The sequence below is a fragment of the Synoicihabitans lomoniglobus genome (genome assembly GCF_029023725.1).
Taxonomy (GTDB): Bacteria; Verrucomicrobiota; Verrucomicrobiia; order Opitutales; family Opitutaceae; genus Actomonas; species Actomonas lomonigloba.
In genome coordinates, this window is sequence record NZ_CP119075.1 from 5390101 (window position 1) to 5412151 (window position 22051).

The following is a 22051-nucleotide window of genomic DNA, read 5'->3' on the forward strand; positions in this document are numbered from 1 at the left end:
CACACGTTGACGATCGATCGCATCGGGTAGTTGCGGAGTTTCCGGCGGCGGGTCAACGTGCGGCCATGTCCGAGCCCAAGCCTCCTGCTGAAACTTCGCCGCTGAAGGAAATGCTGCACGAAGTGATCTTCGAAGCGGATACGACGGTGGGTCGTTGGTTCGACCTGATTGTCATGGCGGCGATCGTGGCGAGCGTTCTCGCCGTGTGTCTCGAGAGCGTGCGTTCGATTCGCGAGGCGTATGGCGAGGAGCTGCATGTGTTGGAGTGGGTGATCACGATCATGTTCACGGTTGAATACGCGGTGCGGTTGTTCGCGGTGCGGCGACCTTGGCGCTACGTTTGGAGTTTTTATGGCGTGATCGATTTGATGGCGTTGCTGCCCACGTATCTGAGCCTGGTGTTTGCGGGCACGCAGTCGTTGCTGGTGGTGCGGGCGTTTCGGTTGCTGCGGATTTTTCGGATCCTGAAACTTACCCAATACATCGGGGAGGCGCGGTTGCTGAAAGCGGCGTTGCTGGCAAGTTCGCGCAAAATCACGGTGTTTCTGGGGGTGGTGCTGACGTGTGTGCTGATCGCGGGGGCGATGATGTATTTGATCGAAGGCGAGGAGAACGGCTTCACCAGCATCCCGCGGTCGATTTATTGGGCGATCGTGACGATGACGACGGTCGGTTACGGGGACATCGCGCCGCACACGGTGTTGGGGCAGTTTGTGGCTTCAATTGTGATGATCCTGGGCTACGGGGTCATTGCCGTGCCGACCGGCATTGTTACGGTGGCGATGTCCGATGCCTTTAAAAAATCCACCAACACCCAGGCATGTCCGGCCTGCGGGGCCGGCAATCACGCGGATGATGCGCGGTTCTGCAAATACTGCGGCGACAAATTGTAGGATGGCAGCGATGGATGCGGATGCCGGACGCGGATGTATGATCAAACCCTGCGACAATGAAGATTGAGATCATCGATTTTACGCCGGAACTGGCGTCGCATTTTGCGCGGTTGAACCGGGCGTGGATTGAAAAGTTGTTTGTGATGGAACCGGCCGATCTGGCGGAGCTGGATCATCCGGAGCGGATCGTGAGTGAAGGCGGCGCCGTGCTGTTTGCCCGGGCGGAAGGGGAAGTGGTGGGCACGGTTGCCTTGCAGCGGTGGGATGATGAAACTTTCGAAGTGGTCAAAATGGGGGTGAGCGAGGCGTGGCAGGGCCACGGTATTGGTCGGCGGTTGATGGTCGCGATCATGGCCGTGGCGCGAACGCGCGGTGTGCGCTGGCTGCGCCTGGAAACAAACTCGGCGCTGGTGGCGGCGAATGCGTTGTATCGGAAAACCGGATTCAAGCCGGCACGGATGCAGTCATCGCTGCACGGCTATGCGCGGGCGGATGTATTTTTGGAGATGAACCTGGAGGAAAACGATGCCGAACAAATTTGAACCCATCGGTGAGCGGATCTGGTGCGGCCGGTTCGACCTCAAGGTCTTCGGCGCTCCCCTGGGCAAACGCACCACGGTGATGCAATTGAGCGACGGCGGACTGGTGGTGCATTCGGCGGCGCCTTTTTCGACGGCGGACGCGCGGGCGTTACGAGAAATCGGCGAGCCCCGATGGTTGCTGGAATGCTCGCGGGCGCACGACACGTTTGCGCAGCGCCTGCGAAAATTGTTTCCGGAGGCGACCTATGTGATTCCTCCGAAATTTCCGCTGACGCGGGACGCATTGGCACCGGCTTCACCTTGGTCGGGGGAATTGCCGGCGGGGTGGAAAGGTGAAATCGAAGTTCAGCGCATCGGTGGCATTCCACTCTTGGACGAGCACGCCGTCTATCACGGCCCGTCCCGCACGCTGATTCTCAGCGACTTGGTGTTCAACCTGAGCATCCCGGATGGAGAACGCATCCCGTTCTTTTTGCGCTGGGTTTCGGGTATCACCTCGTTTCCAGCCACGAGCCGACTGATTCGGATGTTGGTCAGAGATCGTGCGGCCTTAAAGGCGAGTCTCGAGTCGATGCTGGCCTGGGACTTCGAGCGGGTGGTCGTCGGTCATGGCGAAATGATCGTGGAACATCCTCGTGTGACGCTCGGTCGCGTCTTGGACTGGTCCGGAATCGACCAAGTCCCTTGATTGGGGAAGATTGATGCAGGGGATTTGCCATAGTGGGAGACGAACCGGTTAAAACACGTTTTCTTTGAACGCCTGCGTTGGTTTTTGCGTCGGATACCCTCGCATGACCCCCTCGACTCTCGTGCGCGCCACTGCTGTTGCCTCTTGTTTCCTCGTCAGTGTGACGTTTGCCGCGCCCCCGTTGCCTGAACGCGTTTCCCATGGTTCCCGGATAAAGCTGACCGACTACCTGGTGCCGGGCAAAACCGTGATCTTTGGTTTTTTTAGCAAATTCAGCCCCGGGTGTCCCTGTGAGCCGTGCGCTCGACTGGGCGATCCGCTCGCCGCGCTGGAGGCCTCACGCGAGGATGTCCACGTCGTGATGGTGGATATCGATCGGGAGGACGCCACGGGCATCGATTGGAACTCGCCGGTGGCGATGCAATACAGCCTGCGCAGCCTGCCTCATTTCAAAGTTTTTGGTCCCGACAGCGAATTGATTGCCGATGACGCCGCGAGAGCCGAGGAAGCTCCCGCCCGCGAGCATGTGCACGCCATGATCGAGGCGCTGCCGGAGCATGGAGCGCTGGTGGCGAAGGCGAACCCGTAGCGCGCCACTGCCAAAAGTTGAGCGAACGCCATCAGGCGGCTTGAGCCTCGGCGGATCCGCGGGCCAGCGATTCGGTCATTTCCGGATGCAGCACCGGCACGAGAAAATCGTGATCGGTGACGGGCGTCGCGCTTTCCAGATGGCGGGTGGCTTGGGCCAATCGGCGGGTCAGGGCGGCCACGATCCGGTCGCAGGTGGCGTCGAGAGGCGGCAGCGAGCGAGGCAGCGGAGGCGGTGTGGTTTGGTTCATGATGAGGATGGTTTGGGTGGTTAAACCTCCTCTGGTCCCGGAACCGGCTGGGCTTTGCTTTTTAAAACAAAAAACCCCCTCCGGTTGGCACCGGAGGGGGTAAAGTGTTGAGCACTTACTCTCCTCGCGGTGCGCGGGTAACGGATACAATCGCGGATGCCACCACGACTGCTGCGTGGATGGATTTAAGCGCGGAACTCGTTACGGAGAGGATCATGCGGAAGGGCGACCACGACAAATGTCGGCGCCCGCGTCAAGTCCGGGATCGGCGAAAAGTGTAACCATAATGGTTACACTGGCATCGCGGTTGAACCCAAGGGGAGGGCGTGGCGCGGATACGGGAGGAGATTTGAGGGACGAGTGAGCGGTGGATCGGCACATGGTCTGCTGGGAGGGGGAGCGTGAACCCCTTCGCCATGTCCGTGTTGTTGAATCGAGCTGCGTGATGCAGAGCCTCGATTGGATCATTTTAACCCTCTACCTTGGGGCCATGATCGGGCTGAGCCTGTGGCTCGCGCGCGGTCAGGAGGACGAGCACGACTATTACGTCGGCGGTCGCAAACTCTCGTGGTGGGCGGTGGGCATATCGATTGTGGCGACGCAGAGTTCGGCGATCAGTTTTGTCTCGATCCCGGCGTTTGTGGCGTTGCGACCGGGCGGCGGGTTGACGTGGTTACAATACGAGTTGGCGGTGCCGCTCGCGATGCTGTTCCTGCTGGTGTTTCTGGTGCCTTATCTGCGGGCGTTGTCGTTGGTGAGTGTGTTCGAGTTTTTGCGGGTGCGGTTCGGGGCGCCGACGGGCAAGGCCTTGGCGATCATCTTCCTGCTCAGTCGCGGCTTGGCGACGGGCATCGGGGTGTATGCGACCGGCTTGGTGCTCGCGCCGATGTTGGAGTGGAGCCTCACGTCGACGTTGTTGCTGATCGGGGTGGTCGCGGTGATTTACGACACGATCGGAGGGATCAAGGCAGTGGTGGCGTCCGATGTCGTGCAACTCGCGCTGATGATGGGCGGGGTGATTTTTGCGATCGGGCTGGCGTGCGCGGAAGTGGGCGGAGCAGGCGCGGCATGGGAAGCGCTCGGTGCGGAACGGCGGACGGCGGTGGATTGGAGCACGGGAATCGGCGACGGTGCGACGGCACCGTTTTGGGCTTTTCTGGTGGGCGGTTTTTTTCTGTATGCGTCGTATTATGGCACGGATCAAAGTCAGGTGCAGCGGCTGCTCTCGACGTCGAGTCCGCGCGAGGCGCAGAAGGCGGTGTTGCTCGGCGGTCTGTTGCGACTGCCGTTGACGTTGCTTTACGTCGCGCTGGGGGTCGCGATCGGCGCGGTGTTTGCGCTGAGTCCCGAGCTGCAGGCGGCGGTCCCGGCGGACAAATTGGACGCACTGGTGCCGCAATTCATCCTGCTCTACGTGCCGGCGGGTTTCAAAGGTCTCATTCTGGCGGCGATCCTGGCGGCGGCGATGTCGAGTGTGGACTCGGCGCTCAACTCCCTCTCGGCGGTCACCATGCGTGATTTTGTCACGCCGTTGTTGAAGCCCGATACGCCGCACCATTTGCGTTGGAGTAAAATCACGACGTTGGCGTGGGGTGTATTGGTGACCGGAGCGGCGTTTTTGGCCGGGGGCATCGATCGCACGGTGATTGAAGCGATCAACAAAATCGGGTCGGCGTTTTACGGCCCGGTGTTGGCGACGTTTCTGCTCGGTATTTTCACGAGGCGAGCGCGGGGCAAGGCGATGTTGATCGGGGTGCTGGCGGGGGTGGCGGCCAATATGCTCGTGTGGATCAGCGGCTGGCCGGTGCATTGGATGTGGTGGAACGTCCTCGGCTGTGCGGTGACGGTGGTTACGGCGTTAAGCGGCGACATGGTTTGGAAGCAGGCGAACGATGGGGCACCGAAGCTGCCGCTGGCGTCGCGACCGGACCGTGAGGTGGGCTGGGCGGCGGCGGCGCTGTTGGCGGCTTTTGGGGTGACGCTGGCGCTGGTCGTCGGTCTGCACTGATCTTTTTTTCGATTCGTTTTGTGCGCCGCGCTCAGGCGGTGAATTCTGGAAATCTTCATATGGAAGAATCACACTTGCTGCACGACTTGGGTTGGTTGATGGCGACGGCGGCGTTTGTCTCGATCCTGTTTCGCTGGCTGAAGCAGCCGGCGATCATCGGTTATCTGGCAGCGGGATTGTTGTTGGGCCCCTACGTATTGCCGCATACGCCGATTCACGACTCGGTCAATCTGTCCTCGCTGAGTGAACTGGGCGTGTTGTTCCTGATGTTCTACATCGGGTTGGAGTTTGATCTCGGAAAACTGCGACCGGTGGCCGGGGCATCGATTTTGGGACTGGTGCTGCAGACCATGTTGATGGGGTTGATCGGCACGACGGTGGGCCAGTGGCTGGGCTGGAATCCGGTGGAGGGTTTGTTCCTGGGCGGCATCCTGGCGATCAGCTCGTCGATGGTGTGTTTCAACCTGATCGGGGAGCGCGGGGACATGTCGCGGCCCTATGCGCAGATCACGGCGGGCGTGCTCATTTTGGAGGATATTCTGGCCATCGTGCTCCTCGTGGTGCTGGCCGGTGTGGCGGTGTCGGGGCAGCTCGATTTCACGGCGGTCGGGCAGACGACTTTCTTTGTCGGCATCTTCGTGGTGGCGGTGTTCATGGTCGGCAAACTCATGGCGCCGCTGGCGGTGAAGTTGCTCAACAAAGTCGGCAACACCGAGACCCTCACGCTCTTCGTGGTGGGGATGATTTTTGCGGTGAGCCTGTTGGCGGAAAGCGCGCATTTCTCGCTGGCGTTGGGGAGCTTTCTGGCCGGGGCGATTTTCTCGCGATGTGCGATTTCGCATGAGATCGAGCAGATCACGAATCCGTTGAAGGACTTTTTCTCGGCCTTGTTTTTCGTGACCATCGGCACGTTGATCGAGCCGGCGGCGATCTGGGAACACTTTGGCACGATCCTGCTGGTGACCGCGTTGATGGTGGTCGGCAAGTTTGGCGCGTGCTGGTTGGGGTTTGTGCTCGCGGCGGTGCCGCCGGCGGTGGCGGTGCGGTCGTCGCTGGCCAAGGTGCAGATCGGTGAGTTCGGTTTCGTGATCGCGTCACTGGGCCTGAGTCTGGGCGTGACCAACCCGGCGTTGAAGGCGGTCACCACGGGTGTGGCGGTATTGAGTATCATGTTTACCCCTACGGCGGTGAATCAGGGCGAGCGCATCATCGCGCTGGCGCAGCGGCTCACGCCGGGCCGGGTGCACAGCGCGTTTAAGATCTACCTCGACTGGATCGAAGCGGTGCGTCTCACGTTGCGGGAGAGCAGCTTGCTGCGGTTTGTGAAGCGACCGTTGCTGCGGGTCGGGTTGGATTTTCTGCTGCTCAACGCGTTGCTGATCGTGGTGTCCTTCGCGGCTCAGTTTCTGGGCGATTCCGCGTGGCCCCCGCGCTTGTTGTGGGGCGCGGCGGCCCTGGCGGCGATTCCCTTTCTGGTGGATATTCTGCGCAGTCTCGATGCGGTGACGATGGCGTTGTCGGAGATCGCCCTGTCCCGCCCGGCCTTGTCATTTCTGGCCAACGGGCCGGCGCGGGAGCTACTGCGGCTGGGATCGTTTGCGCTGATTTTGTTTGGGTTCATCACGCTGTTCCTGATCGCGTGCGCGCCGTATTTTCCGACGGGCACTTCGCTGGGGGTGTTTGCCCTCACCATCGCGGTGTTGTTGGTGCTGGGTTGGCGTTGGGCGGTGAAACTGCAGAGCCAGTTGGAAGTCGCGGTGATGTCGTCGATGGCCGATGCCGCCCGCAGTGGAGCGCGCGAAGCGGTGCAGGATGCGATCAAGACCATGACGACGCAGAATCCGTGGCCGGTGGAGTTGTCCGAAGTCACGGTGCCCGCGAAGAGCGAAGTGGTGGGACGGACGTTGCGGCAGCTGAATTTGCGCCGCGAAACCGGGGCGACGGTGGTGGCGGTGCAGCGCAGCGGGGTGACACATTACGACGTGCCGCCGGATTTGCCGCTGTCGCCGGACGACACGTTGTTTTTGGTGGCGGAGCGCGATCAACTCGCGTCGGCCGCCCGGCTCTTGCGTCGGCGTCGCGCGGGAGAGGAAGACGCCGCGGAGGCGGTGCCGCACCAGTTTTCCCGCGTCATGGTCACAGCGGCGTCGGCGTTGTGTGGCCTCACCTTGCGCGAGGCCGGTATTCGTGGAACTTACGGCGTGACCATCATCGGCGTGCAACGGGGGGATGATCGCATGACGGGTCCTTCACCCGACGAGTGCATGCATGATGGCGACCTGTTGCTGGTAATCGGGCCCGAGGAAGGGATCAGCAGCCTGCGTGAGGTGTTGGTGTAGCGGCATAAAAAACCCCGTCCGCAAACGGACGGGGTCGCTGGGGAGAGCTGAGCCAGGCTTGGCCGGGCGAGGGTTTACTCGGTGTTTTCGCGGAAGCTCAATTCGACTGGGGCGGCGTTGGCATGAGCCGAGTTCCACGAATTGACGGCGGCTTCGGCGGCGGCGCGGGTGGTCGCGCGTTGTTTTTCCGCTGCCATGATGGGCGCGTCGAGGGCGGCGAAGGCCCGGTCTTGCGCGGCGATCACGGTCGCGGGCCAATCGGGCAGACGGTTGCCCGTCTTCAAGTCGGTCCAGAGCGAGCGGGCGCTGGCGCGCGCGGCCACGAGTTCACTGTAATAGGCGGCGAGCTGCTCATCATAGCGGCGAGCGCCCATGGCGAAGCTCCCCATGCGCGTGGCATCGGCTCCACTCTCCAACGCCTCCGGGGCAACGGGGGCCTGGGGCGCTTCGTAGAACAGGGCCTCGGAGCCGACGAGAGAAGCAGTCGGTCCCAGCTGGGACTGGAACACGTCGCGCACGAAACTGATGCGCAGGTCCTTGCCGTCTTTGGCGGCGCCGGGGAACTCGGCTTGAACCGCCTTGGCGATGAGCAGGGCCTCGACGGCGTCGCGGTCGAGCTTGGCGGTCCATTGGCCGCCGCTGCGACTCAAGTCGCCTTGCCACAGGGCATAGCCGGCGCTGTTGACGACGAGAATTTTGGCTCCGCTGGAGGTGGCGGGAGCGCGGCTGAGTCCGAGTTGGAGCGATCCACCGCCCGCGATGTTAAAGGTGTCCGCATCGGCTGCCCGGACCGCGACAAAAGGGGACTCTTTTTTCTCTTCGTCCTGGGCGGATAGCGGAAGCGCGAGGACGGCGAAAGCGGCGGCGCAGCTGAGGAGCTGACGCCGGCTGGAGACAAGACTCGAGGAGAGGCGTAAAGCGATATTCATGGATATACCTTGGGATGGGTTGCTGGGTAATCCGACCGGTGGGGGGCCGGACTTGAGGTTTATCCAACGTAACGCATTGGCGCGTTCGTTCAAATGCCTTTTGTCAAATTCACCGCGGAGGATTCCAGCGGGGGTCTCCCGGAGAATGTCAGGAGCCGGGAGCAGACCCAAAATGAGCCGCGTGGCTGGTGTAGCGGGCCGCATCCTCCAGCAGGGAATCGATCGCGGCGACGATCGGCGCGGCACGCCATGTGCCGGACAGCACGACTTTGTCACCGATGGAGTTGGTCACGATGAACGACGGCCGCTGATTGAGTTGATGGCGGAAGAATTCGGCGGTCGAGAGCTCGACGCGGGCGCGCACCGCGGAGGATTCGGCGGCGGCGCGCAGGTCGGTGGCATCGAGGCCGGTGGCTTCGGCGGCGACGGCGGTGGCAACGGCGATGTCGCCGATCTTGCGGCCGGCGATCATCGCGGCATGCGAGAGAGCCAGACGAAGGGAGTCGTCGTCGTTGCCCAGGAAATCGCGGCCCGCCTCGGCGACGTAGTCGGCGACCTCGTAGCGGCCGGCGCGGGCGGTTTCAAACCAGCCGGAATTGAGTTTGCGAGGAGAGCCGACGTGCACGCCGCTGCGTTGATAAAACCAGTCGCATTGGGCGGCCGAGACGGGGAAGTCTGCGGGATTCATCAGTGCGATGCGCCAGTGGAAATCCACGCGTCCGGCGTAGCGTTGTTTGAGTTCGGTCCAGGCCGGCTCCGCCCAGTGGCACCAAGACGAAAGCACTTCGAGATAGTAGGTGACGGATACCGCAGCACTCATGGCGCGATGGTGGGCGGGGCGTCGCAGCCGGTCAATGCGGGGCGATGCGCGCCGGGGCACAGTGGTTCGCCCCGGGGGCTGATACAGCCGGTTTCAGGGCCTGGGCTCGGGGTCTTTTTTCCCGCCGAAGAGGCCCTTGAGCGTGTCGCCGACTTTGTTCACGGCGTCGGAGGCGTTGTTGAGATTGAGCCGACCATCGGCAACGACGGAGGCGGTCGCTGCAGCGATGTCTTGGAGCAACTGTTTGCTGACCGCGAGGGCGAGTTGCGACGGGGTGAGGCCGTTTTCCGGCGTGCCGAGGTCGTGCAACTCGATGGTGGGCAGGGGCAGTTCCAACGTCGTGCCCGCGGCAATCAGGCTCACCTTGGCATCGCGCAGCACGAAGCTCTGCACGGCAATTTTTTTAGCGGGACCGGAGGAGGTGGCGGGAGTGGTGCCCGGGCCGGCACCGACCACGGATTCGATGTGATCGGTGAGCGCCTTGAGGTTGCTGGAGACCAGTCGCGTTTCGTAAACGAACTCCGGTTGCTCGATCGTGATGTCGCGCACGACGATGGTGTCGCCGAGCAAACTCATGGGGGCAACGTCGACATGGATTTTCCCGAGATAGGCGAGTTTGTCACCGGTCCAACCGGCGGGGTTGCCCACGAACAATCCGGTCAGTTCGCCGCTGCCGGTCAGCGGTGAAAGGGAGGCGTTGGCCAGGGTCACCGGGGTGCCGGTGAGCTCGGGGGCGAAGCGATTGACGCCCTTTTTGACCGCGGTCCCCAACATCACATAGCCGATGATGGTCGCCAATACGACCAGGCCGACCAACAGGGAGAGAAACAGCGGCAGTCGGGATTTTTTGGCAGTCATGGGGGCAGTGTGGCCAGACGCAGATGGTTTTCAAGAGCCGGGAATTGTCGCGCAAGGGTGGGCGGGCTTGCGTCGTGCGAATCACTGAGGATTCATGGGCGGCTATGGAGTTGATCGGATTGGTGGGGTTGGGGTGGCGCCTGAGTCCCAGCGAAATTACATTGGCGATCGGGGCGGTGTTGATTCCGGCCGGTTTGATCGCGTTCGCGCTCGGGCGGGGGCAGCGCGACCGCGCCCTCATCAATTACGCAGGCTACGCGCTGGCGATCTGGGCAACCTTTGCGATGCAGGCGTGGGTGGGTCGGCCGACCGGGGAACACAACCTGAAGGGTATCAGCGGGGATTTCATGCAGTTGCCGTATGCGTGGTTTTACCTGCGGTTTGTGCGGGCTTATTTCAAAGTGGAGCAGTGGTCCCCGCGGTGGAGCCGGTTTTACCGACGACTGGAGTGGGCGTATGTGCTGCCGTTGGCGTTGTTGGTCATGCGTTTGGTGACCGGATGGGACGTGGCGTCCTGGGTTATCCTGGTCCTGAATCTAACCAATTTAATCGCGTCCTACATGCTGGCGATGCGGTCGTGGCTGCAACGGCGGGAAGGCAGCGGTTGGTTTATCATCGGCGTGTTGCCGCTGGTCCTCGCGGGTTTGTTGCTCGCGGTGCAATGGGCGGTGGAGCCGGGAGGTTCGAATATCAATGGATTGTTACCGTTCTGGCTGGGTGTCGTCCTGCAACTGATCTTGTTCATGGCCGCACTCGCCGTCCGTCGTCGGCGCACGATGACCGGGCCGGATTCGCTTGCGTGAGGCCGGGCAGCGCCCTGCGTTGAGACATGGCTGCAGAGTCCGTAAATGATTTTGAAGGAGATTGGTCCGTCGTGGGCGGCCGACTGGGAGGGGCATCCATTCCGCTGCCCGAAACGACGCTCTCCATCTGCGCGGACGCCTACGTTGTGACGTCGGAGACGGGTCGTGATACCGGAAAATTGGTTTGGGGTGACGCCGATGGTCCGTTGACGGTCGATCTCATAGGCACCACCGGAGCGCACGCGGGCAACACCATCAAGGCGATCGCGCGGGTGCGCGGTGACGTCATGCAGCTCTGCTATACCGTGGATGGCAGCGCGCGGCCTGATGGATTCGACGTCGCTTCCGGGACACCCGTGGTGACGGTGCGCTACCGTCGCGTCCGTGCGAACGCGTAGCGCCTGCTAGGCGTGGATGCGGTGCAACACGAGGTGGTTGCCATCCGGATCGTGGAATCGGGCAAAGTGGCAGACGGAGGTTTTTTCCGGCTCCATCGCGAAAGTGACGCCGTGCGTTTTGAGATGCGTCACCATGGCGTCGAAATTGGGCGTTTCGATGGCGACCGCGCCGCCTTGCGCACCGGGCGTGCAGCCCGCCATGTCGGTGGCGAGGGCGAGCACCGGACCCGGGGCGGGCTCGGTGAGTCCGAACTCGACCCACTCATCTCCCCAGCGGTCGCCTTCGACGAGGCCGAGCACATCGCGGTAAAAGGTGCAGGCGCGATCCATGTCGCTGACCGGGTAGACAAAAAACGGAAGTGCAGAAATTTTAGGGGGCATGGGAGGGAGGATTTCGGTTTGCGCTTGTCAGGGCGGGCGGGGACTTGAGCCTGAGCTTACACCCATCTCTGAATTACGACCACATGGCCGCCGAGCACAACTACACCGAAGCATCAATCAAGACCCTCTCCGCCCTGGAGCACATCCGGCTTCGTCCCGGCATGTATATTGGTCGATTGGGCAACGGAGCTCATGCTGAGGACGGCATCTATGTGCTGATCAAGGAGACAATCGATAACTGCATCGATGAATACACCATGGGATTCGGCAAGCGCATCGAAGTGCACCTCGCCGAACGGACCGTCTGTGTGCGCGACTACGGCCGCGGCATTCCGTTGGGCAAGTTGATCGACTGTGTTTCGATCATTAACACCGGCGCGAAATACGATTCCAACACGTTCCAAAAGTCGGTTGGCCTCAATGGCGTGGGCCAGAAAGCCGTCAACGCGTTGTCCATCTCCTACCGCGCCCAGTCGGTGCGCGACGGCAAATGCAAGCTGGTCGAATTTGAGCGCGGCACGATCGCGCAGGAGCATCGCGTCTCGGCTTCCGACGAGCGTAATGGCACTTACATCGAGTTCACGCCCGACGAGAAACTCTTCGGCGAGAAGTTCGCCTTTCGTCACGAGTTTATCGAGGAACTGCTCTGGAATTACGCCTACCTCAACCGCGGGCTTACGCTCAATTTCAACGGCAAGAACTTCAAATCCGACGGCGGACTCTCCGACTTGCTCAAGAAGAAGCTCACCGGCGAGACGCTCTACCCCATCGTCCACATCGAGGCCGATGACATCGAGGTCGCGCTCACCCACGGTGGCCACTACGGCGAAGAGTATTACTCGTTCGTCAATGGCCAGCACACCACCATGGGCGGCACCCACCTGGCCGCATTTCGCGAAGGTCTGGTCAGCACGATCCGGGGGTTTTTCGGCAAGCAATACGACGCTGCCGATATCCGTCAGTCCGTGGTCGCGGCGGTGTCGATTCGCGTCCAGGAGCCTATCTTCGAATCGCAGACCAAGACCAAGCTCGGCTCGACTGAACTCGGCCCGAAAGGCCCGACCATTCGCCAGTTCATCACGAGTTTCATGCAGCAGCACCTCGACAACTGGCTGCATCGCAACCCCGATGCCGCCGAGACGTTGCGGAAGAAAATCGAGGCCAGCGAACGCGAGCGCAAGGAGCTGTCGGGCATCCGCAATCTGGCCAAGGAGCGCGCCAAAAAAGCCAATCTGCACAACAAGAAGCTGCGCGACTGCCGCATGCATCTCGGCACGAAGGACAAGCGCGGCGAAGAGAGCACCATTTTCATTGTGGAGGGCGATTCCGCCGCCGGTTCACTCACCGCGTGTCGCGACGTGCAGACCCAGGCGGTATTCGCCCTGAAGGGGAAGCCGCTCAACACGTTCGGGCTTTCCAAAAAAGTCATCTATGAGAACGAGGAGTTTCACCTCCTGCAGAGCGCGCTCAACATCGAGGACGGCCTCGACGGATTGCGTTACAACAAAGTCGTGATCGCGACCGACGCCGACGTCGACGGCATGCACATTCGTCTCCTGTTGATCTCGTTCTTCGTGAAGTTCTTTCCCGAGATCATCACCAACGGCCACATGTCGGTCTTGGAAACGCCGCTCTTCCGCGTGCGCACCAAGAAGAAGACGATGTATTGCTACTCCGAAGCGGAGAAACAATCGGCGCTGCACGAACTCGGCAAAGCGGCCGAGATCACCCGCTTCAAAGGTCTCGGCGAAGTCAGCCCGGGCGAATTCAAAGACTTCATTGGCCTGGGCATCCGCCTCGAACCCGTGAGTCTCGCCCACGTGCATGACACCGACAAGCTCCTCGGCTTTTACATGGGCAAGAACACCCCCGACCGCCAGGGCTTCATCATCGACAACCTCCGCATGGAGAAGGATCTGGTCGAGGCGTAGTTGAGGGGAGGATACGTTGGCGTCAGTTCCCGCTGCCATCGGGATCGAGCAGGCGGGCTTTGGCGGCGTCGTCGAGCGGCAAGGTATCGACCCAGGCGCGGGCGGCGGCGGTATCGTTGAAGCGCCACGTGGTGAGGAGGTTGGTGATCGCTTTCTCTCTTCCTGACTCATCGGCGATGGTCAGCAGCAGCGCGCCGATTTCCTCGTGCCGGCCGGTGCTGGCGGGGCCGAAGGAAAGGCCTTGGAGAGCGCTGTCGCGAAACTCGCCCGCGGGCAACGTTTCGATCCATTGCACGGCTTCGTCCGGATTGCGGCTGAAATAGTTGGCGGCCAGGTTGGAGTAGTTGCTCGGTGTAACATGTCCGGGCGGCATCGCCTGCATCCAGGCCGCGAGCTGGGACGGAGCGATCACCCGAGTGGCGTTGCTCACAAAATTTTGGATGGCGTTTTCCCTTACCTCACCCGGCGGGAGCGTGGCGATCAATGCCTGCGCCTGCCGGGGGCCGCTCTGAGCGAGGCTCACGATTGTGCTGCGGATAAGTAAGTTGCGAACTTCACCTTCTGGCAGCTGCTCGATCGTGCGCAGCGCAATGTCGGAACTGGCCGATGCGAGTCCGAGGGAACCTTGCACTAAGTTTCTGGCCAGAGGACCAGTGGGATCGGCGAGCAGGATAGCGGAAAAGCCAGCGGGGTCACTCATCGCCCAGGATCGCGCGACGTTGCGATACAAATTGTCTTGGATGGAGGGGTTGGACTGCGACTGAATCCAGGCGAGCGTGGCTTGGCTGTCCTGTTGAAACCAATTTTTCGCCATCTGGGAGCCAATGGTTTGTCGCAACTGTTCATCGGCAAGACTGTCGATCCATTGGGCGGCAGCGGTGGGGTCTTGCGCGAGTTTTGCGTTGGAAAGTTGAATGTAGGCATTTCGTTGCGCGTTGCCGGGACTGAGTACCGCGGCAAAAACCTCCGCAAGGTCGGTGTCGGTTCGAGACAGGTTCGCGACGATGCCCATCAGGGCTTGGTCTCGTTCCACTGAGGAAGGAAGTGCTTGGACGGCGGCGATGGCGGTTTCCGGGTCCTGTTGAGCGATCTGACCCATAATTTGAGCCATGGCCGAATGGCGAACGTTGATCGACGCCGGTTCGTCGACCAAACGCAGGGCCAATGCGGGGTCGCTCTGGGCGATTACGCCAAGAATTCGGTGCATCGCTTGGTTCTGCTTGCGTCCGGCAGGGAGTTGTTGGGCAAAATCGAAGGCTTTTTGAGGATGAATTTTGGCGAGAGCGCCCAAGCTCTGGGCGGCCCGTTCAGGCAAATGCGGTAACTCTTCCGGATGATTCTCAAGGAACCGAATAGCCGCGTCGGGAGTCAGTTCAAACAGCTGACCAAGCACCCCGCCCATGATCTCCCCCCGCCTGTGTTCTACTGGTTGGGCGACAAGCCACGTCAGGGCCGAATCGGGATCGACATTGGCCCAGCTCGTGATGACGGACCGCAGAGATTGATCCGAGTATGCCGCAAGAGCGGGATGGAGTGTAGCCGCGGCCGCGGCCTGCGGATCGCGTCGGGCCCATCGTCCCAGGACGGTGCTGATCAGGCTCCCTTGTTCCTGAGTGGGGAGCGTTTGCACCCAGGCCAGCGCTGCTTGGGGATCTGCCCCGGCCCAAACACGGGCAAGAGAAGAGAGCACCCGCGCGCGACTGCGTCCTTCCAGTTTCCCGCTGACTTGGGCGACCGCGTTGCGCGGATCCTGCCGGAGCCAGGTCGAAAAGAGCGTAAATGTATCGGGCCCTCCGTTTTCGAGTAGCCCGGACTCCACGAGATAGCCGAACAGGCGTGCCGGCGGCAAGTCGTCGGCTTGGGTGATCAGTGCAACAATGCCTTGGTCGCGGCGGTTGCCGGGTGGCTCGGATTGGACCCATGCATCGAGATCGGAAGCCGTCGCGAAGGCCCAACCGCGGAAGACACTCCGGAAGGCGTCGTCACGGGTGCGAACGAAGTCGATGGTTGAGGCGTGAGCCAGTGCGGCGCGGGGGTCGATCCGGGCCCACTGTTCGTAGAGAGCGCGGCGTAGCTCTCCGCGAGCATCGGAGGGCTCGGCGTCGACGATAAAGGCGGTGAGGGCGTAAAGTTGGGCGCTGGAGAGCGCGGCAAAGCGTCGCTGCCAAGAGAGGTTCAGACTCCAATACCCTCGGGTATGGGCTGCCCGCACATCATCAAACAACGTCGCGAACGTCGAATCATCGTTCGCGATATCTGCCGGGTCGGAGACCGGGTTGGCCGTGGCGGGCACCATGGCCTGAGACTTGGTCGAGGTGGATAACTGGATGTGTTGGCGGCCCAGCCAGTAGGCTCCAGCGGTCGACAGGGCACCGATGACACAGGTCAGCGTTACGAGATTTCTTGAGGTCATGGTCGGAGTGATTGAAAGGGAGGATTCAAACCGGCCAGGAGTGCGTATCCTGGCTAAAGCGTGATGAATTGAGTGTAGCGCGCAACCTTGAGAATTGATTCGACTGCCGGCGCGGGAAACACCTCCGCCTGACCCCAGTTGGGAGACTCAGACGGCCTTCTACGCACGTATGCGTATCCTCGGTCTGGGCGATCCGCGATAAGATGGGGGCTCAACCTCGACCTCACCCATGCTCATGCCTGCTCTCTCCTTTGCTTTTTTTCGCAGCCGACTTTGGTTGCTTCCCCTGCTCCTGCTCGCGACTCAGCTTCACGCGGTCGAACAACTTTGGTCCGCCAAACTGAAGGAGAAGCCCACCTGGAACTCCCTCACCGCGCTCGGCACGCTCATCGTCGGCACCAAGGGCGCCGTGCAGTCCTACGACCCCGACACCGGCGAGCTGATGTGGCAGCGCGAGGACCTCGACAAGACCAGCGCGTTCAATGCCCGTGAGGTGCCGGGCGCGCCCTATCTGTTGTGCAACCATTCTTCCGGCATTGCGGGCTCCAAGGTGCGCCTCCTCGCCGTCGACTACCTGACGGGCGAGACCGTCTGGGAAGCGGAGCAGATCCAGGGGCAATACCTTGCAACGTATCCGATTCCCGAACACGGCATCGCGATCTTTGTTTTCAATGGCTGGGGCGCGACCAAGGACGATCAAGGCATGATCATGCGGGCCCACGATCTCCTCACCGGCGAAACCAAGTGGCAGACCAAATACGGCAAGGCCAACGCGGTCGCGCTGCACTATGCGGATGGTTCGGGCAAATTCGCCCCGCGCATGGATCTGTCCGGCTACCATGATCCGGTGGTCGAGGGCGACATTGCCTATCTCGGTTTCCAAGGCGTCGAAGCGCTCGACCTCAACAATGGTGAAATCAAATGGGAACGGGAATTCAAACCCGGGGCCAAAGACTTGAAGCGCACCTATGCGCCGATTCGGATCGATGGCGACCGACTCTATGCCGCCGGTGGTGGCAGCGTTTATGCCATCAATAAATCCGATGGCAGCGTCATCTGGGAAAGCGATCGCATTTCCAGTTATGCGGGTCTCTTCAAATCCCGTGACAACGCCATCGTATCCCAGGTCGAGCCGATCAACGGCAAGGTGTTCATCCGCTTTGGGGGCAATTTTTCCAACGGCCAAACCGTGATGTTGCGCGAGCCGCTCGGTGTCGCGGCCTTCGATGCGGCGACGGGCGAGGAGGCCTTCAAATTCGCCAAGCCCAAGGAAGGCATCACCAACCTGATGATGCTGCCCGAGACCAACACGGTGCTCTTTGCCGATGCCAACAGTCTCTACGGGCTCGATGTTTCGGGCGAAACGGTGACCGAAAAGTTCGAGGTCGAGATCGAGTTCAAGCGCAAGATGGGTGGCGGCGACATTGCCAAAATCGGTCTCGGTGCCCTCGGCGGTCTGCGCGGTCTCGCCAAGGGGGCGATGTCCTCCAGCAAGTCCCGTCTCGACGTGCCGGTGGCGATCATTCGGCGGGACGGTCACATCGTCGTCGTCGGCAACCAGCATTTGATGGGTTACGATCCGATCGCTCAGGATTTGAAGTGGTCGACGTATTACGCCGCGCCGGGCAATGGGCTCACCGATTCCGTGCTCTTTGCCGTGACCGCTCTCGCCGCCACGGCAGGCAACGCTCAGGCCATGTCGGCCTCATCCTACAGTTCGAGCCAATACAGCAGCGGAGTGAACAACGTTCACAGTGCGCTTGATCGCTACAACCGGGTGGCCGGCAAACGCAAAGCCGCCACGAAGTCTGACGGCGGTTATTCCTACGTGCTCACCAAGGTCGAAGAAGGCCGCAAGAAAGGCATCGGTTTGATGGGCATTTCCCTCGAGACCGGGGAAGGGGACAAGCAGGTCATTCTCGGCGACAAGAAACCCGACTACGTGGTCGATGAAGGCCTCAATCGCCTCTTCTACTTCAAAGGCGGCAAGCAGCTGATCGCCTACGGCCTCTGATGCCCGGCACCCTCCAGTTCCGCGGCGAAAGTTCGTATTACGAACTTTCGCGGCGGAGGGCACGGCCAGCGGCGAGAGCAGAGAGCAGAGCGGCCACCGTTCAGCGGGGGGGCGAAGGGGTGAGGTTGTGATGGGAGTTGCGGCGGACAAGGGTTGGCCAGAGGGTGGGGGCTTACACCTTTGTCATGAGTCAACGTCCGCAGCCCACCAAAGTCTATTCGCGCGAGCCCGTTTGGGACGCGTCCCGCTGGCTGCCCACCACGCGTGATGAGGTCGAGGCCCGGGGCTGGGATTACCTCGATGTGATCATGATTTCGGGTGACGCCTACGTCGATCACCCCGCATTTGGCACCGCCGCCGTGGCTCGTATGCTCGAAGCCGAAGGCCTGCGCGTCGCCATCATCGCGCAACCCAACTGGCGCGACGACCTGCGCGATTTTAAGAAACTCGGCGCGCCGCGCCTGTTCTTCGGCGTCACGGCCGGTTGCATGGATTCCATGGTCAACCGCTACACCGCCGCGAAAAAACTGCGCAGCGAAGACGCCTATACGCCGGGAGGTGAACACGGTTTCCGCCCCGATTACGCGACGACTGTTTACTCCAAGATCCTCAAGCAACTCTTTCCCGACGTGCCGGTCATGATCGGCGGCATCGAGGCCAGCCTGCGCCGCGTCACGCACTACGATTATTGGTCCGACGAGCTGAAACCCTCGATCCTCGAAGACTCCGGCGCGGACCTGCTCATCTACGGCATGGGCGAACTGCCGCTCAAGGAAACCATCCGTCTGCTCAAGCAAGGCGTGCCGTTCTCGTCGCTCACCACGGTGCCGCAAACCGCCGTCTTGTTGCCGCCCGGCCAGGACGCGCCGAAGAACAAACGCTGGGACGACTTCACGCTCTTCAGTCACGACGACTGTCTCAACGAACGCCCCAAATACGCCAAAAATTTCAAGGACATCGAGACCGAATCCAACCGCGTCAAAGCCCGCCGCCTGTTCCAGCAAACCGGTGACCGCCTGCTCGTCGTGAACCCGCCGTTTCCGACCATGACGGAGACGGAGATCGATAGCGCGTTCGACCTGCCCTACACGCGCCTGCCGCATCCCAAATACCGCAAGCGTGGACCCATCCCGGCCTACGAGATGATCAAGCACTCGATCAACATGCATCGTGGATGCTTCGGCGGCTGCAGCTTCTGCACGATCTCAGCCCACCAGGGTAAATTTGTCGCGAGTCGTTCGAAGACCTCGATCCTGCGCGAAGTCGAATCGATCAAGCAGATGCCCGACTTTCGGGGCACCATCAGCGATCTCGGCGGCCCGTCCGGCAACATGTATAAGATGAAGGGCAAGCAGCAGTGGATCTGCGACGAGTGCGTGCGCCCCAGCTGCATCTGGCCCGATGTATGTCGAAATCTGGATACAGATCACACGGCGCTCCTCGATATCTACAAATCGGTGCGGGAGACCGAAGGCGTCAACCACGCCTACGTCGCCAGCGGCATCCGCTACGACCTCTTCCTCCACGAGAAAGGCGCGACGCCCGAAGTCAAAGCCAGCCACGAAAAATACATCGACGAACTCGCCGCGCACCACGTGCCCGGCCGCATCAAAGTCGCGCCCGAACACACGAGCGATCACGTGCTGCGCGTCATGCGCAAACCGACCTTCGACCTCTTTTATAAGTTCAAAGAGAAGTTCGAAAAAGCCGGGGAAAAGGCGGGCAAAAAGAAGCAGCCGGTCATTCCCTATTTCATCAGTTCGCACCCCGGGTCGCGCCCGGAAGACATGGCTGAACTCGCGCTCAAAACCAAGGACCTCGGCTTCCGCCTGGAGCAAGTGCAGGACTTCACGCCGACGCCCATGACGGTCGCGACCGAGATCTACGCGACAGGCGTGCATCCCTACGACGGTGCCAACGTCTGCGTGGCACGTTCGCCGGAGGAAAAGCAGGAACAACGCAGCTTCTTCTTCTGGTATAAACCCGAGATGAAAAAAGCCCTGCGTGCGTCGATGACGCGGCTCGGTCTGGGCGGTATCGCCAAGCGACTCTTGGACGATAAAAGAGTAACAGAAGACGTGACACCACCGCCGCACATCGCACCGTGTGGCATGCAACTTCCGACCTCCGGTAATCTCGCTTCCGGCCAGCCCAGCCAACGTCTCGCCGCCGCCACCAAAGGTGCCAAACGCCCGATGAAAAAAGGCGCGAAACCCAGCAAAGCCGATCCCCGCGCCAAAACCGGACCGGAAGCCAAACCCAAGCCCAAACCCTTCGAGAAGTTTTTCAAGAAGCGGTGAGTTCTCCGCGTTTGCCATCCGCCCTGCATTGAACCAAGTTCGTCTAGTGGACGCCACCGCCGAAGCCGCCCTGCAAGAAGCCCGCCGAGCGGGAATCGATCTGGACATGATCGACAGCAATTTGGCGCTTTCGGTGAAGGAGCGTTGGCGATTGCACGAGGAAGCGTTCGCTTTGGCCGAGAAATTTAGGAATGCGGGACTGAAACGTGATGCAAAGTTTCAGTCGACTCCTCGAGAAACTTGCTGAGTCGGGGGTGGATTTCGTCGTGATTGACGGATTCGCTGCGCTCACGCACGGCGCTTCTTTTCTCACGCGCGACGTCGACGTCTGTGTGGTGCTTTCTCCCGAGAATGTGGCTCGGCTGCGGGAAACGTTTCGCGATTGGAATCCGCGTCATCGAATGACCCCGCAAAGACTGTCTTTCCTGACTCACCCGGAGGAAGGCCAGCCGCTACAGAATCTCTATTTGGAAACGGACCACGGAATCATCGACTTTCTTAGCTCGGTGTTGGGGGTGGGCGACTTTAGCCGACTTCGCGAGCGGGCGGAAATCGTGGAGGTCGATGGTAAGGAATACCCCATTATCGGATTGGCGGACCTCATCACGGCCAAAGAAGCGTTGAGCCGCGACAAAGATGTCATGACCGCCAAGGAGCTTCGAGTGATCGCGGCGAAGCGGGGCATAGCGTTGGACTCGAAGGAAGATTCTCGCTTGGAATGAATGCGGAGCGAACACAGGTGGAGCGTGCTCGGCGGGTAATGTGCTGGGTTGTGGAGGCATCTGCGCCGAGGGTGACGATCTCTCCGCTCGTGCAATCCGACGAGGTGAAAAATCGGCTATCGCCCATCCTTGGGAATTCCCCAATATCGGCTTTCTGATGCCCCATTTTTTCGATAAAATGCTGCCATGAAAGCGACTTTGATGAAGCGGCTTTTCCGTGTGCTGAAAGATGGCTCGTCACCTGACGTGAACGCCATTTGCCGTCGCATTGTGGATGAAGAGAAGAAGCGGGGACATAATCAGGTCGCCAAGGAACTGGAACAAATTCTCGCGCAAACTCCGATTGCACCGAAGCGACTCGCGCCAGCCTCACTTTCTCCGCTTCCGACCAACCGACGCGACTCGGCACCTCTGCTCACGGAGATTCCGGTCGAGAAGCTACGACACGACATGGTGCTGCCCGAGATGGTCGAATCTCGACTGGCCCGGATCGAACGGGAATTCGCCGCCCGCTCGCGATTGGCGAAACACGGTTTGCGGCCCCGTCACCGCATTCTGCTCTACGGCCCGCCCGGATGCGGGAAGAACCTCGGAGCCGAACGCTTGGCGTGGCACACCGGGCTTCCGCTTCGCAAGGTCCGCTTCGATAACCTGCTCTCGTCTTATTTCGGCGAAACCATGAGCAATCTACGGCGGGTGTTTGATGCCGCGCATGAGACTCCCTGTGCGCTCTTTTTGGACGAGTGCGATACCTTGGCACGGACCCGAAACGCTAGGAACGATGTCGGCGAAGTGACGCGGATCACCAACGCTTTGCTGGAGATGCTGGAAGACTATCGCGGCGACGGTCTCGTGATTGCCGCGACCAACTTGGATTCAGACTTGGACCCCGCGCTTTTTCGCCGATTTGATGAAGTGCTCAAGATCCCGTTGCCGGGCGCTGCCGAGATCCGGCGTTTGCTGGAACTCACGCTCGCTCCTATTGGCATCGAGACGGATCTGCCGTTGACCGCGCTTGCTAGGGAAATGGATGGAATGTCCGGATCCGACGTGGTGCATGCCGCTCAAAGTGCGGCGAAGCTAACTGTCTTGAGCGGGCGCCGAAAAGTATCCGAATCCGACATTCGGCACGCTCTGGCCGAAGCTCACGAACGCCACGTCAGTCGTTAATCA

At 61.0% G+C, this 22051-nt stretch carries 20 protein-coding genes; 14 read left to right on the forward strand and 6 right to left on the reverse strand.

Annotated features, from left to right (window positions below; all coding sequences use genetic code 11):
• Positions 1-65 precede the first annotated feature (65 nt).
• From PXH66_RS20875 to PXH66_RS20890, 4 genes are all read left to right on the forward strand, one after another.
• Positions 66-893 (forward strand): ion transporter, encoded by an 828-nt coding sequence (locus PXH66_RS20875; RefSeq protein WP_330931928.1) that lies wholly within the window; start codon positions 66-68, stop codon positions 891-893.
• A gap of 56 nt (positions 894-949) precedes the next feature.
• Positions 950-1435: a GNAT family N-acetyltransferase gene (locus tag PXH66_RS20880; RefSeq protein ID WP_330931927.1), complete on the forward strand. Its 486-nt coding sequence runs from the start codon at positions 950-952 to the stop codon at positions 1433-1435.
• Entirely contained in the window at positions 1419-2123 is a 705-nt protein-coding gene (locus tag PXH66_RS20885; protein WP_330931926.1) for a hypothetical protein, read from the forward strand. The genes PXH66_RS20880 and PXH66_RS20885 overlap by 17 nt, the downstream gene beginning before the upstream one ends.
• Positions 2124-2226: 103 nt before the next feature.
• Entirely contained in the window at positions 2227-2712 is a 486-nt protein-coding gene (locus tag PXH66_RS20890; RefSeq protein ID WP_330931925.1) for a thioredoxin family protein, read from the forward strand.
• A 31-nt stretch (positions 2713-2743) separates the two neighbouring features.
• Here PXH66_RS20890 and PXH66_RS20895 read toward each other — a convergent pair whose 3' ends face one another.
• The gene (locus PXH66_RS20895) at positions 2744-2962 is read right to left on the reverse strand and encodes a hypothetical protein (protein ID WP_330931924.1); all 219 of its coding nucleotides are present in this window, start codon (positions 2960-2962) and stop codon (positions 2744-2746) included.
• Between the two features lie 445 nt (positions 2963-3407).
• On the opposite strand from PXH66_RS20895, the gene PXH66_RS20900 reads away from it, so the two are divergent.
• Together PXH66_RS20900 and PXH66_RS20905 are read left to right on the forward strand one after the other, a co-directional pair.
• The gene (locus tag PXH66_RS20900; RefSeq protein WP_330931923.1) at positions 3408-4970 is read left to right on the forward strand and encodes a sodium:solute symporter family transporter; all 1563 of its coding nucleotides are present in this window, start codon (positions 3408-3410) and stop codon (positions 4968-4970) included.
• A gap of 59 nt (positions 4971-5029) precedes the next feature.
• The gene (locus PXH66_RS20905) at positions 5030-7309 is read left to right on the forward strand and encodes a monovalent cation:proton antiporter family protein (RefSeq protein WP_330931921.1); all 2280 of its coding nucleotides are present in this window, start codon (positions 5030-5032) and stop codon (positions 7307-7309) included.
• A 74-nt stretch (positions 7310-7383) separates the two neighbouring features.
• Here the strand turns inward: PXH66_RS20905 and PXH66_RS20910 are convergent, their stop codons facing one another.
• The 3 genes from PXH66_RS20910 to PXH66_RS20920 all read right to left on the reverse strand — a co-directional run bounded on the left by PXH66_RS20910 (position 7384) and on the right by PXH66_RS20920 (position 9916).
• Positions 7384-8238, reverse strand: a complete 855-nt coding sequence (locus tag PXH66_RS20910; RefSeq protein ID WP_330931920.1) for a hypothetical protein — start codon at positions 8236-8238, stop codon at positions 7384-7386.
• A 148-nt stretch (positions 8239-8386) separates the two neighbouring features.
• The gene (locus PXH66_RS20915; protein WP_330931919.1) at positions 8387-9058 is read right to left on the reverse strand and encodes a disulfide bond formation protein DsbA; all 672 of its coding nucleotides are present in this window, start codon (positions 9056-9058) and stop codon (positions 8387-8389) included.
• Between the two features lie 93 nt (positions 9059-9151).
• Positions 9152-9916: an AsmA family protein gene (locus PXH66_RS20920; protein WP_330931918.1), complete on the reverse strand. Its 765-nt coding sequence runs from the start codon at positions 9914-9916 to the stop codon at positions 9152-9154.
• Between the two features lie 74 nt (positions 9917-9990).
• On the opposite strand from PXH66_RS20920, the gene PXH66_RS20925 reads away from it, so the two are divergent.
• Both PXH66_RS20925 and PXH66_RS20930 read left to right on the forward strand, forming a co-directional pair.
• The gene (locus tag PXH66_RS20925; protein ID WP_330931917.1) at positions 9991-10719 is read left to right on the forward strand and encodes a 7TM diverse intracellular signaling domain-containing protein; all 729 of its coding nucleotides are present in this window, start codon (positions 9991-9993) and stop codon (positions 10717-10719) included.
• 26 nt (positions 10720-10745) lie between these two features.
• Entirely contained in the window at positions 10746-11117 is a 372-nt protein-coding gene (locus PXH66_RS20930) for a TIGR03067 domain-containing protein (protein ID WP_330931916.1), read from the forward strand.
• Between the two features lie 6 nt (positions 11118-11123).
• Here PXH66_RS20930 and PXH66_RS20935 read toward each other — a convergent pair whose 3' ends face one another.
• The gene (locus PXH66_RS20935) at positions 11124-11498 is read right to left on the reverse strand and encodes a VOC family protein (protein WP_330931915.1); all 375 of its coding nucleotides are present in this window, start codon (positions 11496-11498) and stop codon (positions 11124-11126) included.
• An 83-nt stretch (positions 11499-11581) separates the two neighbouring features.
• Between PXH66_RS20935 and PXH66_RS20940 the strand changes: the two genes are divergently transcribed.
• Positions 11582-13429 (forward strand): DNA topoisomerase IV subunit B, encoded by a 1848-nt coding sequence (locus tag PXH66_RS20940; protein ID WP_330931914.1) that lies wholly within the window; start codon positions 11582-11584, stop codon positions 13427-13429.
• A 22-nt stretch (positions 13430-13451) separates the two neighbouring features.
• On the opposite strand, the gene PXH66_RS20945 is transcribed toward PXH66_RS20940, so the two are convergent.
• Positions 13452-15842: a hypothetical protein gene (locus PXH66_RS20945; protein ID WP_330931913.1), complete on the reverse strand. Its 2391-nt coding sequence runs from the start codon at positions 15840-15842 to the stop codon at positions 13452-13454.
• A 235-nt stretch (positions 15843-16077) separates the two neighbouring features.
• Here PXH66_RS20945 and PXH66_RS20950 point away from each other — a divergent pair, with 235 nt between their 5' ends.
• The 5 genes from PXH66_RS20950 (at position 16078) to PXH66_RS20970 (ending at position 22048) form a co-directional block, all read left to right on the forward strand.
• Positions 16078-17856 carry an outer membrane protein assembly factor BamB family protein gene (locus tag PXH66_RS20950; RefSeq protein WP_330931912.1) on the forward strand — a complete coding sequence of 593 codons (1779 nt, stop codon included), beginning with the start codon at positions 16078-16080 and terminating at the stop codon, positions 17854-17856.
• 185 nt (positions 17857-18041) lie between these two features.
• Positions 18042-20156 carry a YgiQ family radical SAM protein gene (locus PXH66_RS20955; protein WP_330931911.1) on the forward strand — a complete coding sequence of 705 codons (2115 nt, stop codon included), beginning with the start codon at positions 18042-18044 and terminating at the stop codon, positions 20154-20156.
• 46 nt (positions 20157-20202) lie between these two features.
• Positions 20203-20403 carry a hypothetical protein gene (locus PXH66_RS20960; RefSeq protein WP_330931910.1) on the forward strand — a complete coding sequence of 67 codons (201 nt, stop codon included), beginning with the start codon at positions 20203-20205 and terminating at the stop codon, positions 20401-20403.
• Between the two features lie 19 nt (positions 20404-20422).
• Positions 20423-20878 (forward strand): nucleotidyltransferase, encoded by a 456-nt coding sequence (locus tag PXH66_RS20965; protein ID WP_330931909.1) that lies wholly within the window; start codon positions 20423-20425, stop codon positions 20876-20878.
• 186 nt (positions 20879-21064) lie between these two features.
• Positions 21065-22048 (forward strand): AAA family ATPase, encoded by a 984-nt coding sequence (locus tag PXH66_RS20970; protein ID WP_330931908.1) that lies wholly within the window; start codon positions 21065-21067, stop codon positions 22046-22048.
• Positions 22049-22051: the final 3 nt, after the last annotated feature.

Excerpts from the sequence above, each read along its gene's own strand:
- PXH66_RS20940 (WP_330931914.1), top strand. The coding sequence starts at position 11,582 with ATGGCCGCCGAGCACAACTACACCGAAGCATCAATCAAGACCCTCTCC.
- PXH66_RS20955 (WP_330931911.1), top strand. The coding sequence starts at position 18,042 with ATGAGTCAACGTCCGCAGCCCACCAAAGTCTATTCGCGCGAGCCCGTT.
- PXH66_RS20970 (WP_330931908.1), top strand. The coding sequence starts at position 21,065 with ATGAAAGCGACTTTGATGAAGCGGCTTTTCCGTGTGCTGAAAGATGGC.
- PXH66_RS20880 (WP_330931927.1), top strand. The coding sequence starts at position 950 with ATGAAGATTGAGATCATCGATTTTACGCCGGAACTGGCGTCGCATTTT.
- PXH66_RS20950 (WP_330931912.1), top strand. The coding sequence starts at position 16,078 with ATGCCTGCTCTCTCCTTTGCTTTTTTTCGCAGCCGACTTTGGTTGCTT.
- PXH66_RS20895 (WP_330931924.1), bottom strand. The coding sequence starts at position 2,962 with ATGAACCAAACCACACCGCCTCCGCTGCCTCGCTCGCTGCCGCCTCTC.
- PXH66_RS20900 (WP_330931923.1), top strand. The coding sequence starts at position 3,408 with ATGCAGAGCCTCGATTGGATCATTTTAACCCTCTACCTTGGGGCCATG.
- PXH66_RS20930 (WP_330931916.1), top strand. The coding sequence starts at position 10,746 with ATGGCTGCAGAGTCCGTAAATGATTTTGAAGGAGATTGGTCCGTCGTG.
- PXH66_RS20910 (WP_330931920.1), bottom strand. The coding sequence starts at position 8,238 with ATGAATATCGCTTTACGCCTCTCCTCGAGTCTTGTCTCCAGCCGGCGT.
- PXH66_RS20875 (WP_330931928.1), top strand. The coding sequence starts at position 66 with ATGTCCGAGCCCAAGCCTCCTGCTGAAACTTCGCCGCTGAAGGAAATG.
- PXH66_RS20920 (WP_330931918.1), bottom strand. The coding sequence starts at position 9,916 with ATGACTGCCAAAAAATCCCGACTGCCGCTGTTTCTCTCCCTGTTGGTC.
- PXH66_RS20890 (WP_330931925.1), top strand. The coding sequence starts at position 2,227 with ATGACCCCCTCGACTCTCGTGCGCGCCACTGCTGTTGCCTCTTGTTTC.
- PXH66_RS20935 (WP_330931915.1), bottom strand. The coding sequence starts at position 11,498 with ATGCCCCCTAAAATTTCTGCACTTCCGTTTTTTGTCTACCCGGTCAGC.
- PXH66_RS20885 (WP_330931926.1), top strand. The coding sequence starts at position 1,419 with ATGCCGAACAAATTTGAACCCATCGGTGAGCGGATCTGGTGCGGCCGG.
- PXH66_RS20905 (WP_330931921.1), top strand. The coding sequence starts at position 5,030 with ATGGAAGAATCACACTTGCTGCACGACTTGGGTTGGTTGATGGCGACG.
- PXH66_RS20915 (WP_330931919.1), bottom strand. The coding sequence starts at position 9,058 with ATGAGTGCTGCGGTATCCGTCACCTACTATCTCGAAGTGCTTTCGTCT.
- PXH66_RS20945 (WP_330931913.1), bottom strand. The coding sequence starts at position 15,842 with ATGACCTCAAGAAATCTCGTAACGCTGACCTGTGTCATCGGTGCCCTG.